This is a genomic window from Litoribacter ruber (assembly GCF_018500185.1).
GTDB classification, from domain to species: domain Bacteria; phylum Bacteroidota; class Bacteroidia; order Cytophagales; family Cyclobacteriaceae; genus Litoribacter; species Litoribacter ruber.
The window spans coordinates 422,360-436,602 of the sequence record NZ_JAHBGI010000003.1 but is presented as its reverse complement, the minus strand read 5'-3'; the positions used below and the strand labels follow the sequence as shown (position 1 = coordinate 436,602).

Below are 14,243 nucleotides of genomic sequence, written 5' to 3'. Positions count from 1 at the left end.
GTAAAATACTGAAGTACACTTGATGTTGACAAAACAGAAGCAGCCAAGCTTATTAGAAGCATTATTCCCGATAGCATTTCTTATAGTTTTATTGGTCATCAATATTGGCATTTTTGGTACCGACGGGCTTTCCGGCTCCAACCAGATGGTCTTGGTGATTTCCTCTGCTGTCGCGGCACTGGTTGCGGTTTTCAGACTAAAAATACAATGGGAAACCCTGCAGGACGGGATCGTCAAAAGCATCAGTGCGGCCATGTCGTCCATCTTGATTTTGCTGCTCATAGGTTCCCTGGCAGGAACTTGGATGCTCAGTGGGATCGTGCCGGCCATGATCTATTACGGCCTTCAGATTCTAAACCCCACCATATTCCTAATTGCCGCCTGTATTGTCAGCGCCATAGTATCCATCGCTACGGGAAGTAGCTGGACGACCGTGGCCACGGTAGGGGTTGCCCTGCTCGGTATTGGAAGGGCGCTGGGTTTTGAGGAGGGCTTGATCGCGGGTGCTATTATCTCTGGCGCTTATTTTGGGGATAAGATGTCTCCCCTTTCAGATACCACCAATTTGGCCCCGGCCATGGCGGGTACGGATCTTTTCACCCACATCAGACACATGGCCAAAACCACCGTGCCTTCCATCATTATTGCCCTGATCATATTTGGAGTGATAGGCTGGATGAGCAGTGCGGAGGGGTCCGTAAGACAGGTGAAACAGATTTCTGAGGTGATCTTGGAAAGGTTTCAAATCTCTGGCTGGCTATTTATTGTACCTGGGGTGGTACTGTTGATGATATTGAAAAAAGTGCCCGCTGTGCCAGCTCTGTTGACAGGAGCTTTGCTTGGCGGGGTGTTTGCCATAATTTTCCAACCCGATATCATTGTGGCGCTTGCCGAGGAGCCTGATAAAGGCTTTGCCTACCAGGCCTTCAAGTCGGTGATGATGGCCCTGTATGGAGAAATCAGCGTGGTCACCTCCAACGAAGTGGTAAATGAACTGCTGATCACAGGAGGAATGGCCGGTATGCTCAATACCATTTGGCTAATTATCTGTGCGATGATTTTTGGGGGAATTATGGAGGAGAGCGGCATGCTAAAGGTTATTGCCGAGGCAGTGATCAGAAAAGTACATTCCTTGGGCTCCCTTATAGCTTCCACAGCCGGTACCTGTATGTTTTTCAACATCACTACTTCCGATCAGTATCTGGCCATTTTGGTGCCGGGAAGGATGTATGCCGATATTTATAAGAAAAGAGGTCTGAAAGGAGAGAACCTCAGTAGAACTTTAGAGGACAGTGCTACTGTTACCTCTGTGCTGGTGCCCTGGAACACCTGCGGGGCGACTCAGGCGTCCGTTTTAGGCGTGGCTACCTTAACCTACCTGCCGTATTGTTTTTTCAACATAATCAGTCCGTTCATGACCATCCTGTTCGGTTACCTGAACATCGGCATCAACTATTACTCGAAAGAGGAGATGGAGGAAATCAAAGAAAAAGAAGAAGTGGCTGTATGATCCCATTAAGAATATCCAAAACAGAAGTAAATGAATTACCGTTGGGTCAGTTTGAGGGCGATATTGTCCTAGTAGACGAACCCAAGGGCTTACCCGAATTGATAAGAGAGCTGGGCCAAGAGAACAGGTTGGGTTTTGATACGGAGACCAGGCCTGCCTTTCGAAAAGGGGTGATGTACGATGTGGCCTTGCTGCAGCTTTCCACCCCAGACAAGGCTTATTTGGTCCGCTTAAACCAGGTTGGATTTTCCGATCCATTGAAAGAACTTCTGGAGGAGCCTTCCATTGTGAAAATAGGAGCCGCAGTGAGAGATGATCTCAAAGCCCTCAAAAAGCTCAACAAATCCTTCCAGCCAGAATCCTTTTTCGACCTCAACGAAGAGCTCAAGAAAATAGGGTTTCACAATGTGGGTGTGCGAAACCTCAGTGCCATGGTTCTCAATATCCGTATTTCCAAATCCGAGCAGGTATCCAATTGGGAAGCCGACCTTCTCACCGAAAAGCAAAAACGCTACGCCGCTACCGATGCCTGGGCCTGCCTGGAAATTTTCCATGAACTGGAGAGGAAGGGGTATTTGGAGGAGTTGTTTAAGAGGGGGTTTTGATGGACTATGTACTAAGTATTATGTACTAAGTATTATGTACTAAGTACTAAGTTAGGGCACGTGGGGGTACCAAGTACCAGGTACCAGGTACCACGTATTCGCGGCGGGGGCATTGGCTGCGCCAATGGTTTGGTGTCATTTCTTGCCTTGATGTTTTATTCACTTTTTCCACGTAGAAGCTCTGTGAAACTCCATTTTAAACCCTGAGAAACTCCGTGACCCATTTCTTACCGCGAAGAGGTTTACGGTCCTGTTAGATCCTAAATTTACTTGACACTTTTTCTCTGGGTTCTCTGAGGCTCCTCTGTGGTTATTTTGCCCCTTCTTCCTTCGTACTTACAAAATCTTAACCGACCCGATATCCCCTAATTTCTCCTTGACTATCTCGTAATTGGCTTCTCTTACTCTGATGGCCATTTTGCAGGTGTTGTCGAAGTCTTGGGATTTGATGGTGAGGTCGTAATCTTTGATCAGGCGCATGACATCGTTCATGTCCAAGTAGTCAAAAGTGAATTTGATGGGGAGAGTGACAATCTCTGTGATGATCTGATTGCTTTCAATGGCTTCCGCCGCTGCAGATTTGTAGGCCGTGATCAGGCCACCCACTCCCAGTTTTGTGCCTCCAAAATAACGTACCACCACAATTAGTACATTAGTGAGGTTGTGCGAGCGGATCTGTCCAAGTATGGGGTCTCCAGCCGAATGGTTGGGCTCCCCGTCATCATTGGCCCGGTATTGATCCTGATCCTTTCCCAACATGTAGGCATAGCAGTGGTGCCGGGCATCGTAGTATTTTTTGCGAAGCGCCTCCAACCTTTCCTTGATTTCATCCTCATCACTCACTGGATAGGCAAAAGCTAAAAATTTGCTGCCCTTTTCTTTATAAAGGCTTTCTGATTCTCCGGCAAGGGTTAAGTAGGTGTCGTCCATAGAAAGTGCAAGTTACTAGATAGCTTTACAGGAATCAATTATTTCCAGCTGATCAGGACCAAAGCAATTAATGACATGGCCACGCCAAGCAGGTTAATGGGCATGAGCCTATCTTTGAACAGTGTAACGGAAACCAAGGTGCCGCTTACGATTATGCCAATATTGACCAAGGGATAAATCAGGGCCCCGTTTCCGCCATAGGCTTCCAGGCTTTTGAGCAGGAAGATCATCGAGAAGTAATTGGGCAAGCCCAACATCAGCCCTCCCAAAATGGCTTTTCGGGTGATTTTAAGTTTTAAATATAAGAGCCTTCCCATTCCCCAGCAAAAGGTAAGTACAAAGATAGAAGTTACGAATACCGCATCTTCGGCGGGGCTCAGATAGCGGATGTTGGCCAAGTTGATGAGCGTGTCCAGCATGCCGCCCAAGAGGAAGATGGAAATGGGGAGCAGCAAAGTCGCTCCTCCTGGAAGGTTGATGTCCCTTTTTTCCTTTTTGATGGATGCCAGCACAATGGCTACCAATGCCAAAGCTATACCCAGATAGTTAAGTGCTGTGAAAGCCGCCTGGCCTTTGGAGAAAATCAAGAGGCTAAAGGATACTGGGATGACTAGGGATAATTTGGACGCTATCGCCCCTACGGTGACTCCGAAAAGCTGGGTCACTCTGGCCATTAGGGTAAAAGTGAGAATGAAGGCAAAGCTCAGAAACATTGCCAGATAACCCCATGCGGGAAAAGCATTTATGTTACTGAAATAGGTTTTCAGGTCCCCAAAGTCGAATAGAAAGCCGGTGAGGACACAGAAGAAATAATTCATGGTGATGGCCGGAAAAGTCGGGATGCCCAGCCTGGGATAAAGGCGGAAAACCACAAAGATGAGCAAGTTGGCCAGGATACAGAGTAATAAATAAATCATGGGCGGTAAATTTTGGAAGAAATAGGCAAATAAAAAAGCTATATTCGTCTCTATGGTGCCATTAGTTACTGTTATCTGTACCTGCTACAACCAGGAAACCTATATCCAGTCCGCCTTGGACAGCGTACTTGCCCAAAAAGGGGTGGACGTAGAACTTTTTATCATTGATAATGGGAGCAGGGATGGCAGCAAGGCAGAAATTGAAAAATGGCTGGCCAAACATCTCTCTTTCCATCCCAAACTGATTTTCCGCAAGGAGTCTATCAATTACTGCAAATCCTTCAATGAAGCCCTTCGGGAATGTCAAGGTGATTATCTGGTGGACCTTTCGGGAGATGACAGGTTGCTTGACGGACATCTGTCCAAGTCCATCCAAAAGCTTGAATTGCATCCTACGGCTGCGGTAAGCTTTTCGGACGCCTTACTGGTGAAGGGGGATACGCGCAATAAATTTTATGAGATAAACCGGTTTGGCCCGCCCATAAAAGAGTTTGGCGACGTGTACCTCCATGTGATCCATCAGTACTGCATATCGACTGTAACTATGGTATTTCGAACGGAAATGCTAAAGAATATCGGCGGATACGATGAGGAGTTGGTGTATGAGGATTTTGATGTGCTTTGCAGACTGGCGAGGCTGCATCCGTTTGTATTCAGTGATTATGTGGGCGTTGAGAAAACCCTCCATGCCAATGCCTATTCCCAGCAGCAATACCGCTTCCGAAACTCTGAAATGCTCTGGAGTACCCTTAAGGTCTGCCATAAGATCCATAAAATGAACCAAAATGATCTTGAGAACCGGAACCTGAAACGTCGAGCCCTGCATGAAGCCAAGCACGCGCTGCTGTCGGCTAATTTTAAGGTGGGGTGGAAGTTTTTAAAGATGGCTTTTAAAAAGAGATTCCCCCAAAAGCGTCAAGGCGCATTGAAAAGTGGAAGGTTCGCACAGATTAAAAAATCCCATATAAGATGAGGGCGGGTTTTGAAATGTATTCCTTATTTTAGACAAAACAAGTCAAAATAATGTTGTCAAAGAAATAACTATTTTGTCATGCTCAGCTTTGGAGAAACTATCAGAAAACTAAGGCAAGAAAGGAATTTGTCATTGAGGACAGTTGCTACAACTTTGGGAATTGATCAGGCAATTTTGAGCAAGGTGGAACGTGGGGTACGGAAGGCAACTCGGGACTTTGTATTGAAGGTTGCTGCATGTTATCAAGTTCCTAAAGAAGATTTACTATTGACCTGGATGGCTGATAAGGTGGTTTATGAACTAGGAAATGAAGATCAAGCCTTGAAAGTGTTGCAGGCAGCTGAAGAAAGGGTGGCGTATATGGCCTTTGAGAAGATTGACCGAAATGAAATTTTGAATAAAATCAAAGAATCCATTAGTAACTTTAAGCAAATTGAAAAGGCATGGATATATGGATCTTTTGCACGGAAAGATGATGGACCAAATAGCGACGTTGACATTGCGCTTCAAGCGGATTCTACTTTCTCATACTTTGATTTGATGGAGGTGCAGCATCAGCTGGAGGAGTGCATCAAACGTAAAGTGGACGTTGGTTTTATCGATTCCTTCAAGCCCTGTATTTTTGAAAATGTTAAATCAGATCTTGAACTGATTTATGAAAGATAGGCACCAAGATAGTCAAACCAGACTAGTACATATTCTAAATGCTATTTATTCCATTGAAAAATACGTAGAGGGATTAGATGAATTCACTTTTTGCGAAAATAATCTTGTTCAAGACGCTGTTTTGATGCAGTTTATCATTATTGGAGAGTCTATCAATTATGTGGAATGTGAAAAGCTGGATAAATACGATTATCCGTGGTATAAAGTGAGTTCATTCAGAAATATGATTGCCCATGAATATTTTAATATTAAGATGATTGCCGTGTGGGAAACCATAAAGAAAGATTTACCGACATTAAAAGAAATGGTCAAATTAATTTTAGAAAGTGAATTTTGAATTTTAAGAATACTCAGATTTCCAACCGAACTAGGGTTTGGGACTAATTATCTTCGTAAAAATCAGACTAATTCCAGGTAGGTTGATCCTACTTTGTAAGCTTGCTTCCATCCGTGTATTTTTAGCCTTAAGTTTACATTTCCCTTGTGAAACTTCTTTAAAACTTGGTGACCCTTTGTGCCCTTATTACCCCACCACCACTTCTAAAATTCCATTTTTGTTGAAATACCGCTGTGCAACCTTCTGCACATCATCTGCCGTGAATTGGCGGATGAAGGCGAGTTGCTCATCGTAGAAGTCGAAGGACAGGCCGGCCTGGTTGACGTTTTTGAAACGGCTGATCAGGTCGAAGGCTGAGCTGAAACTGGACAGGAAGTGGCCGATCATGTAGTTTCTCACCGTTTCCAGTTCATCGGTGCCTACATGGTGCTGTTGCAGCTTGTCAATTTCAGTGTACACCTCATCAATCACCAAGTCGGCGTTGCCTTTCTGCACGTCAGCCATCACTATCCAGTAATCGGAAAGCCTTAAGCTGCCTATTGAGCTGTATATGCCATAGGTATGACCCTTGTCTTCTCGGATGTTTTTGATCAGCCTGCTGCCAAAATATCCCCCCAATATGGTGTTGAACACCGTCAGTGCATGGTAGTCGGGGTGGGTTTTAGAAATGAGGTGCTGTCCTAGGCGTAGGCTGCTCTGCACTGCCTTGTCACGATTTTCCGCAATTCGGCGCTCGGGATAAATGTCATAGTCAGGGAGGGTGCCTTCCATGTCTAGCACGGTCAGGTCCTCAAAGTTTTTGGCTATCGCTTCAACCTGGGCATCGGAAAGATTTCCGGTGATATAGATTTCCGGATTGACCATGAGGGAAGTTTGATAAAAGTCCACCAAATCCTGTCTGAATACATTTTGGACATCCACTTCCTCCCCTACAAAGCCGTAGGGGTGCTCTTTTCCGAATAAAGCCTTTCTATAAAGCTGGTTGGCCCTGGCGCCAGTTTCTTCTCTTTGGATAGAAATGGTCAGCTCCTTTTGGGATTTCCGCTTGGCCAGTTCTTTTTCAGGAAATACGGCTTCGGTAAACAGAGACCTGAAAACCGGCAATACTTCCATGAAATGTTTTTTGGTAGTCAATAACGACATCCCGCTTTGCTCAAAGCCGCTGATAACATTTACCTCTGAGGCATAATGGTCAAAAAAGGAGTCGATTTCGGCCGAACCCATGGTTTTGGTTCCTTCCAGCAACATATGCAGGGTGAAAAATGGAACCAAGGCCTTTCCTGAGGGCAAAAGGTGCTTGTTGGCCTCGGTGATTACTTCCAGCTTGACCGCGTCGATGTGCGGGGTGTGGATGAAGTAAAGGTTGATGCCGTTTTTTAAAGTAAGCTTGTTTGGGTGGGTAAGGGTGATGTTTTGGGGTATCTTAAATTCGGGTGCTTTGCTCCGGTCTAATGTCATTATCTTGGAATGTTATAGGCTAGTGAGAATCTTAACGTCTCAGCTAAAGGATGGTTTTGAACCTGAGGCACTAAATAGGAGAAATCAAACCCAAAGCGCTGATAGTTGAAGCCCACACCCATGGTGAAATATTTTCTGCCGCCTTTGTTGATGTTTTCGTGAAAATAGCCCGTTCTGACCATGAATTTCTGGTCATAGGCATACTCCGCGCCAAAGGAAATCATGAATTCCTGCATCTCCTCTCTGAACCCTCCTGGGGCATCAAAGAAGGATCCGAACATTCCACTGATCAAAGGCCTATTGGGGTCTCGGCCGCTTTCAATGACCAGATTTCCCTGATTATCGGTCACCAAATTCCCTTGCTCATCTCTAGCATAAATTGGAGGTGTTGGCACCATGAGTTTGTTGAGATCCAAAGCCAAAGTTAGCCTGTTCATTTCATCCAAAGGAATGTCTAAAGCTGTACCTATTCTGAAATTGGTAGGAATGTAGTCCAGGTCCTCAATGCTGTTGTAGGTCAATTTCGGGCCGATATTGGAGATATTTACACCCCAAGACCAGAAGGCTTCCTGACCAGCTATCGATACCTCATCGCGATAATAAACACCGATGTCTGTTCCTACACTGACCCCGGGCCGGCCTTCATTCCCGCCTCCCGCACCAACGTTTCCGCTTAGGTTGGAGTGAATAAAACGGGCTGAAATACCCAATGACAATACATCTGATAATTTCCTTGCATATGTACCACCTATGGCAATGTCTCTTGGGGTAAATTCACCAAGTTCATTTCCTCTGCCGTCGGTAAGTTGAATGTCACCCATATTGAAATAGCGCAGGTCTATCCCAAATGCGGAAACATCATCAATTCTTTTATATCCAGTTAGGTAATTCAATGACATATCGGGTACTAACCTTCCTAGCCAGGGGCTGTAAGAAAGTGAAAAGCCCATTTGATCATCAATGAAAGCAAGCTTTGCAGCATTCCAATGCGCGGAATTGGCGTCAGGCGTGGTAGCCACACCCACATCCCCCATGGCGGAATGACGGCTATCCGGGGCAAAATTCAAAAAGGGAACGGCTGTAGTAATAGGTCTACGGTTTCTGTCCTGACCGGAAAGCAAAGCTGAGTTTTGCGCTCGCAGGGAAGTTGCCGTAAGAAGAAGCAAGGATAAAAAAGTAAATCCTTTGAAAGAGATTGAATTTATTTTCATTGAATAATTAGTTTCCCGCTCTTAGAATCAGAAGTTCCGTCGGCTTCTGACCGGAGCTCTAGTTTGTAAATATAAGTCCCTTTTGCCGGATATTTTGTTTTGGTATGCAAAAAAATCCATTCTAGGTCATCAAGCTCCGCATTAGCATGAGGATAACGCTTGGAATAGGTGAAAATTTCACCACCCCATAAATTATAGACTTTCACCTCAACCGAGAGATCCTGTCCTGGGCGGTTGTGCTGCAGCCTGAATTGTGTGCTGCTGCTTGCCGGGTTGGGGTATATCATCTGACTAAGGATTTGGAGGTTCCTGCTGCCTTCTACCACAAATTCCAAGGTAGCCGTGGAGATGTTGCCATGGTTATCATATGCCGAAAATTCCAGCGTATTTACCCCCTCTTTCAGGTTGTCCAGCACTGTTGCGATTACTCCAGTCTTATAGCTGTTGTTTTTGGCCCGGTATTGCTGGGCTAGGACTGTTTCCGATCCCCCGTTAAGGGTCAATCTGGGTTGCCAGGCAGGGTTTTTTTCAGAAATGGAAATCCCGCTTTCGTCTTCCAAATAGATGAAAAGCGGACTTTGAGTGGAAGGGATGATGCTTCTATGGGTTTCAGAATCAAACAGGCTGAAGCGGATTTTGGGCCCTTGGCTGTCGGTTGAAGGAGGCCCTTGGTTTTGGATCAGCAGCTTGTCAGCACTGAAGGCGCTCTCGCCGGTTTCATCATGGGCAAAAATCTTCAATAGGATATCACCAGCCTCACCGACTTCTGGAAGCATGATTTCTGTTTTCATAACACCATTTTCAATTTTCCCCACACCCCGAAATAGGGTCTGGTTTTCATCCAAATAAGTGGTGGCAGTTTCAATATTTCCAAGGGTCTCCTTTCTCTCCGGCTGGCCGTAAATGGAGAGGATAAAGCTGCCGTTGAAATTGGTAAGATGGCTGCCGGTAAGCGGGTCGGTAATGAGTGCTTCAATGGCTGTGTTTTCAAAGGTGCTTAAAGTATCCACTTTTCTTTCAGCAATCGAGAGATCAGGTTTGGAAGCGGTGAGCTCCGGCAGGGCAATGCGCATAGAGGGATCGCCGATGAGGGAAAAGCTCTGGTTATTCTGGTTGGTAGAGGCGGTATTTTTGGTTTCTTTATAAATTTCCCCCAAGGTCAGGTTTTCACCATATGGCTTAAGAAAAGCCGCTTCCAAAAACGCCCTATTAATGGCATAATTGGAGGAACTAAATACGGGTCTGCCGGTGGTGAGTAGGGCTATGGCACCTTTTCCGGGACGGGTGAGCATTTCCTCTGCCCCGGACCTCAAAAACGGACTGTCCTGCCTGCCAAATTCACAGGTGGCCGTTACTAATATGGGAAGGTTTGCCTGTGTAGGCCAGTTGTCCAGCTGGGATACATGGAAAACCTGCTCTGCCGTGAGTACTTCCTCATTACCGTGACCCACAAAGTTTATCAACAAGACACCTTCCCGGACCTTTTCAATCAGGTTTTTTGCCGCCGCGGGGTAGCGGTTGTTTTTTTGGTCCTTTTCAAAATTGTCCAGATAGAGCTTGTCCAATACAAGTTCGGGATGGTTTTCATGTAAAAAGGCCGCGTGACGCTCGGAGTCATTGAGGTGGAGGTGGTTGTCCCCGTCATCGGCAAATAGAAGGACTTTCCTCTGCCATTCACCGCTGTTTTTTTCAACATTATCATAGGCAATCAATTTGTCCACCATATTCACTGCCTCTTGAACATTGATGGCCGGCAATCGGCCAATACCTACTTGAAGGTTTTGGCTGGCAAAATCTAGCTGGGCAAAATAGTCATCCGTGCTGTATGTCGCCAAAGGGTTATGGCTTTCCTTGGAGGTGAAAGTGGGAATTAGATTTGGCCTCCCACCCACAACTCCTTTATAATCAAAGGTGCCTTTGCCCATTAAAAGCACATGTTGCAACTGGCCATTTTGGTGGTATTCCCTGGCTATGAAATTTCTTATGGCCGCTATGTCCCTGTTTCCGTAGCCATAGGCATCGTAAATCGCAGGCAAAACGACCACGTTGGCCTTTATTCCCTGTCTGGATCTATGCTCAGCCAATCGCCTGGCCTGGTTTTGCAAAAGTGGAACAGTTATGATCAGCAGGTTGGCATCCAAAGCTTCATTCTTCAACTGCATATCCGCTGCTTGCACACTTGAGATGGCCTTGACTGAGTTCTGGTCGAAAAGGGCGATTTTGGGAGAAATGAGGGGGTGGAGGCCTGATTCCAGATTTTGGATGTTTCCATCCGCTTCAATTGCCCACGTATATTTTCCCGCAGGGGCAGAAATTTGCTTGCTATTTAACAAATGGTAAATCCCGGTTGATTGATTGCTGAGCACCTCGGGGAGGCCGATGGTCACATAATCTATGTAGCCCATGCCGTTGGAGTTGGAGCTTTGATATAAGAAACTCGCTTTGACACCTGTGGAGGCATTGAAAGAATGGAAACCACTCGATCTGGCTGTTCTGCCCTTGATGCCATAGGTGCTGTTGGGGATGGCCTCAAAAGTCAGCTGCTCCACTTCCTCATCGTTGAGCCTGAATGTATAGCTGTTGCTGCCCACCGATTGCCCCAGGAGGTTGAAATCGTAATAGATGGGGTGGGAGGCGGTGGAGGCGTTGAAGAATAGATTTTGCAACTGACCATTTAGACTGCGATTGCCCCACCATTGCCTGCCGGAGTTGAGCAGGTTGTGGGTTTCCTCTTTTTTTGTGAGAAGTTTGTAAGCAAGTGTATTTACTTCCCCTTGATGATTGGAACCAACCGTTTCGATTTGCCTTTCTGGTGGCAAACCGGTTTGGATCAGATAATAAAGTGTGTCGGAATAGGGGTGATGATGGTATTCAAGGTCCGGCTGGGTGAAATGCGGGCCTGATGCATAAAAATACAGTTCGCCATTGATCTCCATGGCGGGGATTTCATTCAGAGTGGCAAAGCTGCTGTCCAGTTCCGATGGCAGGCTGCCCTGATACCCGAGGATCCTGAGTTGGGAAATATCCCCGCCTAATTGGGAGGCCTGCTGGGAAGTGATTTTGTAGATGCCTTCTTCGGTGATTGGAAATTTAAAATAGCTGCTTTGGGCCATCAGGGAAAATGGCCCGGCCAGACAGGTAATGAGCAGAAATAAAAAGTGGTATGACCTAAATTTTCCCATCGCTTTGCACGAGCCTTTCAATCATCGACAGCACAATGTAGGAAATAATTATGAAAGGTATACCTGCCAGTCCAGCGAATAAAAGACTTGCCACAGCAATAAGGATGACCAAATACCTGAAAACATTTCCTTCAAGGCCAAATGACTTGAATTTTAGGGCAATCAATGGAAGCTCGGCCACCAATAAGTAGGACATGACCAAGGTGAGTACTACCAGAAATACCGGGTTGTAGATTACATTGGACGCTGTTTCTGATTTTTCGGCAAGGAATGGCAACGTGGATAGCAATAGCGCCGTAGCCGGGGTAGGCACGCCAATAAACCTATCGGTCTGACGGGTGTCTATGTTGAATTTTGCCAGGCGGAATGCTGACATCACCCCAATAGCAAAGCCTATAAAAGGCAGATAGGGCTCAGGGGAGGAGCTTTCCAGCATTTTGAAAATGATAAAGCTTGGCAACACCCCAAAAGTGACCAAATCAGCTAGGGAATCCATCTGCTTTCCCATCTCACCGGAAACATTCAGGAGCCTGGCTGCAAAGCCATCAAAGAAATCAAAAAAGGCCGCTGCAAAGATGAAATAAGCGCCAAAGGTTATTTGCCCTTCTAGAACAAAATAAATCCCGGCCATCCCTGAAATCAGGTTCAAAGCTGTCAGGGAGTTGGGAACGTGTTTTTTGATCGTCAAAATCTGGCCCTTTCTCCTACGAATGGATTGTGGATTTTCTCCTGTCCAATGGTGGTCTCAGGGCCGTGACCCGGATATACCACTGTCTCATCAGGAAGGGTAAACATTTGGGTTCTGATCGCATTTAGGAGTGTATCGTGGTCGCCACCAGGCAAGTCGGTACGGCCAATACTTCCTTCAAATAAGGTGTCTCCTCCAATGCAGTTTCCTGATTCTTTGTGATAAAACACCACGTGTCCAGGGGCGTGACCGGGTACCCATATGACTTGTAGGTTGGTGTTTCCAAACCTGACGTCTTCGCCTTCTTTGAGATATTCATCGATGGCAGTGGGCTCAAATTGCTGGAAGCCGTAGTTGGAAGCGTATGACTCCACTGACTTTAGCACCACCTCATCGTCGGGGTGTACGTGCAAATCCACACTGTATTTCCTTTTGACAAATGCATTTCCCAGCACATGGTCAATGTGGCAGTGGGTGTTGAGCAGTTTGACCACCTTTAGTCCTTTGGAAAGAATGAAGTTATGCAGCATTTCTTTTTCCTCCTTTTCGTAACAGCCAGGGTCTACGATGACAGCCTCCTTGGTTTCGTCATATAGGACATAGGTGTTTTCCTGAAAAGGGTTGAAGGTAAAGGTTTTTATTTCTAGCATGTTGGAATCATTTTCATTGAATGCCAAAAATAACAAAGAAAGACTTTAATTTTGGGCATGGAAGTAGATTTTTTACTCATAGGGCAGGGGCTTGCCGGTACAGTTTTGTCACACCGCCTGATTCAGGAAGGAAAAAGCGTTCACTTAATCGATGAGCCTAAAGCCAACCTAAGCACCCGCATTGCAGCTGGTCTTTACAATCCCATTACGGGAAAGAAGATGGTGAAAACGTGGCTTGCTGATTCTCTTTTTCCTGAAATAGGCCCTCTCTACCGGTCTTTGGAAAAGAAACTGGATGCCCATTTTTTCCATCCCAGAAAGATTTATAGACCTTTTTTGTCCATTGAGGAGCTCAATGAGTGGATGGGCAGAAGTGGGGATGAAAATTTTCAGGATTATATCGACCAAGTTATCAGCAAGCCACTGTATGAGGAGGTGGTGAATCCCTACGGTGGGGTGATGTTAAAAAATTCTGGTTATGTGGATCTAAATCGTATGCTGGACAGCTACCAGCAATATTTACTTGGGGAAGGTCTCTTGACCCAGGAAAGATTTGACGAGGAAAAGCTTACAGTATTGGAGGCCTATGTGGAGTACAATGGGATAAAAGCTTCCAAGATTGTTTATTGCAATGGTCTTGGATCACTGGACAGCCGTTTTTTCAACTTTTTGCCATTCGCCCCGGTGAAAGGGGAGGTGCTGGAACTGGAAGAGGGATTCCAGCCTGAGGAGATCATCAATAGGGGTGTTTTTAGAATTACACTTCCGGACGGCAGATTGAAGGTGGGTTCTACTTATAGCAAGCATGATCTGGATACGGGGGTGACCGAAAGGGCCAAGGAGGAGATTTTGGAGAAATATGATAAGTTAATCCGTAATGGGGAGAAAAAAATAATTTCACACAGCTACGGCATCCGGCCTGCCACCAGGGATCGTAAACCATTTTTAGGTAAACATCCTGAATATGAAAGCGTTTATATCTTTAATGGATTTGGGGCAAAGGGCGTTTCGCTGGTGCCTTATTTAAGTAAAATGATGACCAATCTATTACTTTTAAATCAGGAAGTGGATAAAGATGTTAATATAAGTCGTTTTTTTAAGTATATTTAAGAGAGT

Annotated in this window: 13 protein-coding genes; 6 read left to right on the top strand and 7 right to left on the bottom strand. The window is 45.7% G+C overall.

Translation table 11 applies throughout. The features are described from left to right. Nucleotides 1-22 precede the first annotated feature (22 nt). Together nhaC and KIH41_RS06320 are read left to right on the top strand one after the other, a co-directional pair. Nucleotides 23-1,510 carry a Na+/H+ antiporter NhaC gene (nhaC, locus tag KIH41_RS06325; protein ID WP_214161884.1) on the top strand — a complete coding sequence of 496 codons (1,488 nt, stop codon included), beginning with the start codon at nucleotides 23-25 and terminating at the stop codon, nucleotides 1,508-1,510. Next, complete coding sequence (locus KIH41_RS06320; RefSeq protein ID WP_213943814.1) at nucleotides 1,507-2,115, top strand: 3'-5' exonuclease; 609 nt, start codon at nucleotides 1,507-1,509, stop codon at nucleotides 2,113-2,115. The genes nhaC and KIH41_RS06320 overlap by 4 nt, the downstream gene beginning before the upstream one ends. A 336-nt stretch (nucleotides 2,116-2,451) precedes the next feature. Here KIH41_RS06320 and KIH41_RS06315 read toward each other — a convergent pair whose 3' ends face one another. Both KIH41_RS06315 and KIH41_RS06310 read right to left on the bottom strand, forming a co-directional pair. Further along, on the bottom strand, nucleotides 2,452-3,045 hold the full coding sequence (locus tag KIH41_RS06315) for an IMPACT family protein (protein WP_213943815.1): 594 nt from the start codon (nucleotides 3,043-3,045) through the stop codon (nucleotides 2,452-2,454). 38 nt (nucleotides 3,046-3,083) lie between these two features. Beyond that, entirely contained in the window at nucleotides 3,084-3,962 is an 879-nt protein-coding gene (locus KIH41_RS06310; protein ID WP_214161883.1) for a hypothetical protein, read from the bottom strand. A 52-nt stretch (nucleotides 3,963-4,014) separates the two neighbouring features. Between KIH41_RS06310 and KIH41_RS06305 the strand changes: the two genes are divergently transcribed. The 3 genes from KIH41_RS06305 (at nucleotide 4,015) to KIH41_RS06295 (ending at nucleotide 5,938) form a co-directional block, all read left to right on the top strand. Further along, nucleotides 4,015-4,935, top strand: coding sequence for a glycosyltransferase (locus KIH41_RS06305; protein ID WP_214161882.1), 921 nt, complete (start codon nucleotides 4,015-4,017; stop codon nucleotides 4,933-4,935). A 78-nt stretch (nucleotides 4,936-5,013) separates the two neighbouring features. Next, a complete protein-coding gene (locus tag KIH41_RS06300; RefSeq protein ID WP_214161881.1) occupies nucleotides 5,014-5,601 on the top strand; it encodes a helix-turn-helix domain-containing protein in 588 nt (195 codons plus the stop codon). Beyond that, on the top strand, nucleotides 5,591-5,938 hold the full coding sequence (locus tag KIH41_RS06295) for a HepT-like ribonuclease domain-containing protein (RefSeq protein ID WP_214161880.1): 348 nt from the start codon (nucleotides 5,591-5,593) through the stop codon (nucleotides 5,936-5,938). Before KIH41_RS06300 ends, KIH41_RS06295 begins: the two co-directional genes overlap by 11 nt. A 186-nt stretch (nucleotides 5,939-6,124) precedes the next feature. Here KIH41_RS06295 and KIH41_RS06290 read toward each other — a convergent pair whose 3' ends face one another. From KIH41_RS06290 to KIH41_RS06270, 5 genes are read right to left on the bottom strand one after another with little or no spacing between them, the layout of a single operon-like run. Further along, nucleotides 6,125-7,396 carry a M16 family metallopeptidase gene (locus tag KIH41_RS06290; RefSeq protein WP_214161879.1) on the bottom strand — a complete coding sequence of 424 codons (1,272 nt, stop codon included), beginning with the start codon at nucleotides 7,394-7,396 and terminating at the stop codon, nucleotides 6,125-6,127. Then, the gene (gene porV, locus KIH41_RS06285; protein ID WP_214161878.1) at nucleotides 7,396-8,607 is read right to left on the bottom strand and encodes a type IX secretion system outer membrane channel protein PorV; all 1,212 of its coding nucleotides are present in this window, start codon (nucleotides 8,605-8,607) and stop codon (nucleotides 7,396-7,398) included. The genes KIH41_RS06290 and porV overlap by 1 nt, the downstream gene beginning before the upstream one ends. After that, on the bottom strand, nucleotides 8,604-11,789 hold the full coding sequence (gene porU / locus KIH41_RS06280; RefSeq protein ID WP_214161877.1) for a type IX secretion system sortase PorU: 3,186 nt from the start codon (nucleotides 11,787-11,789) through the stop codon (nucleotides 8,604-8,606). The genes porV and porU overlap by 4 nt, the downstream gene beginning before the upstream one ends. Further along, complete coding sequence (pssA, locus tag KIH41_RS06275) at nucleotides 11,776-12,477, bottom strand: CDP-diacylglycerol--serine O-phosphatidyltransferase (protein ID WP_214161876.1); 702 nt, start codon at nucleotides 12,475-12,477, stop codon at nucleotides 11,776-11,778. Before pssA ends, porU begins: the two co-directional genes overlap by 14 nt. Beyond that, nucleotides 12,474-13,127 (bottom strand): MBL fold metallo-hydrolase, encoded by a 654-nt coding sequence (locus KIH41_RS06270; protein WP_213943824.1) that lies wholly within the window; start codon nucleotides 13,125-13,127, stop codon nucleotides 12,474-12,476. Before KIH41_RS06270 ends, pssA begins: the two co-directional genes overlap by 4 nt. 57 nt (nucleotides 13,128-13,184) lie before the next feature. Here KIH41_RS06270 and KIH41_RS06265 point away from each other — a divergent pair, with 57 nt between their 5' ends. After that, nucleotides 13,185-14,237, top strand: coding sequence for an NAD(P)/FAD-dependent oxidoreductase (locus tag KIH41_RS06265; RefSeq protein ID WP_214161875.1), 1,053 nt, complete (start codon nucleotides 13,185-13,187; stop codon nucleotides 14,235-14,237). The last annotated feature ends 6 nt before the right edge of the window (nucleotides 14,238-14,243 follow it).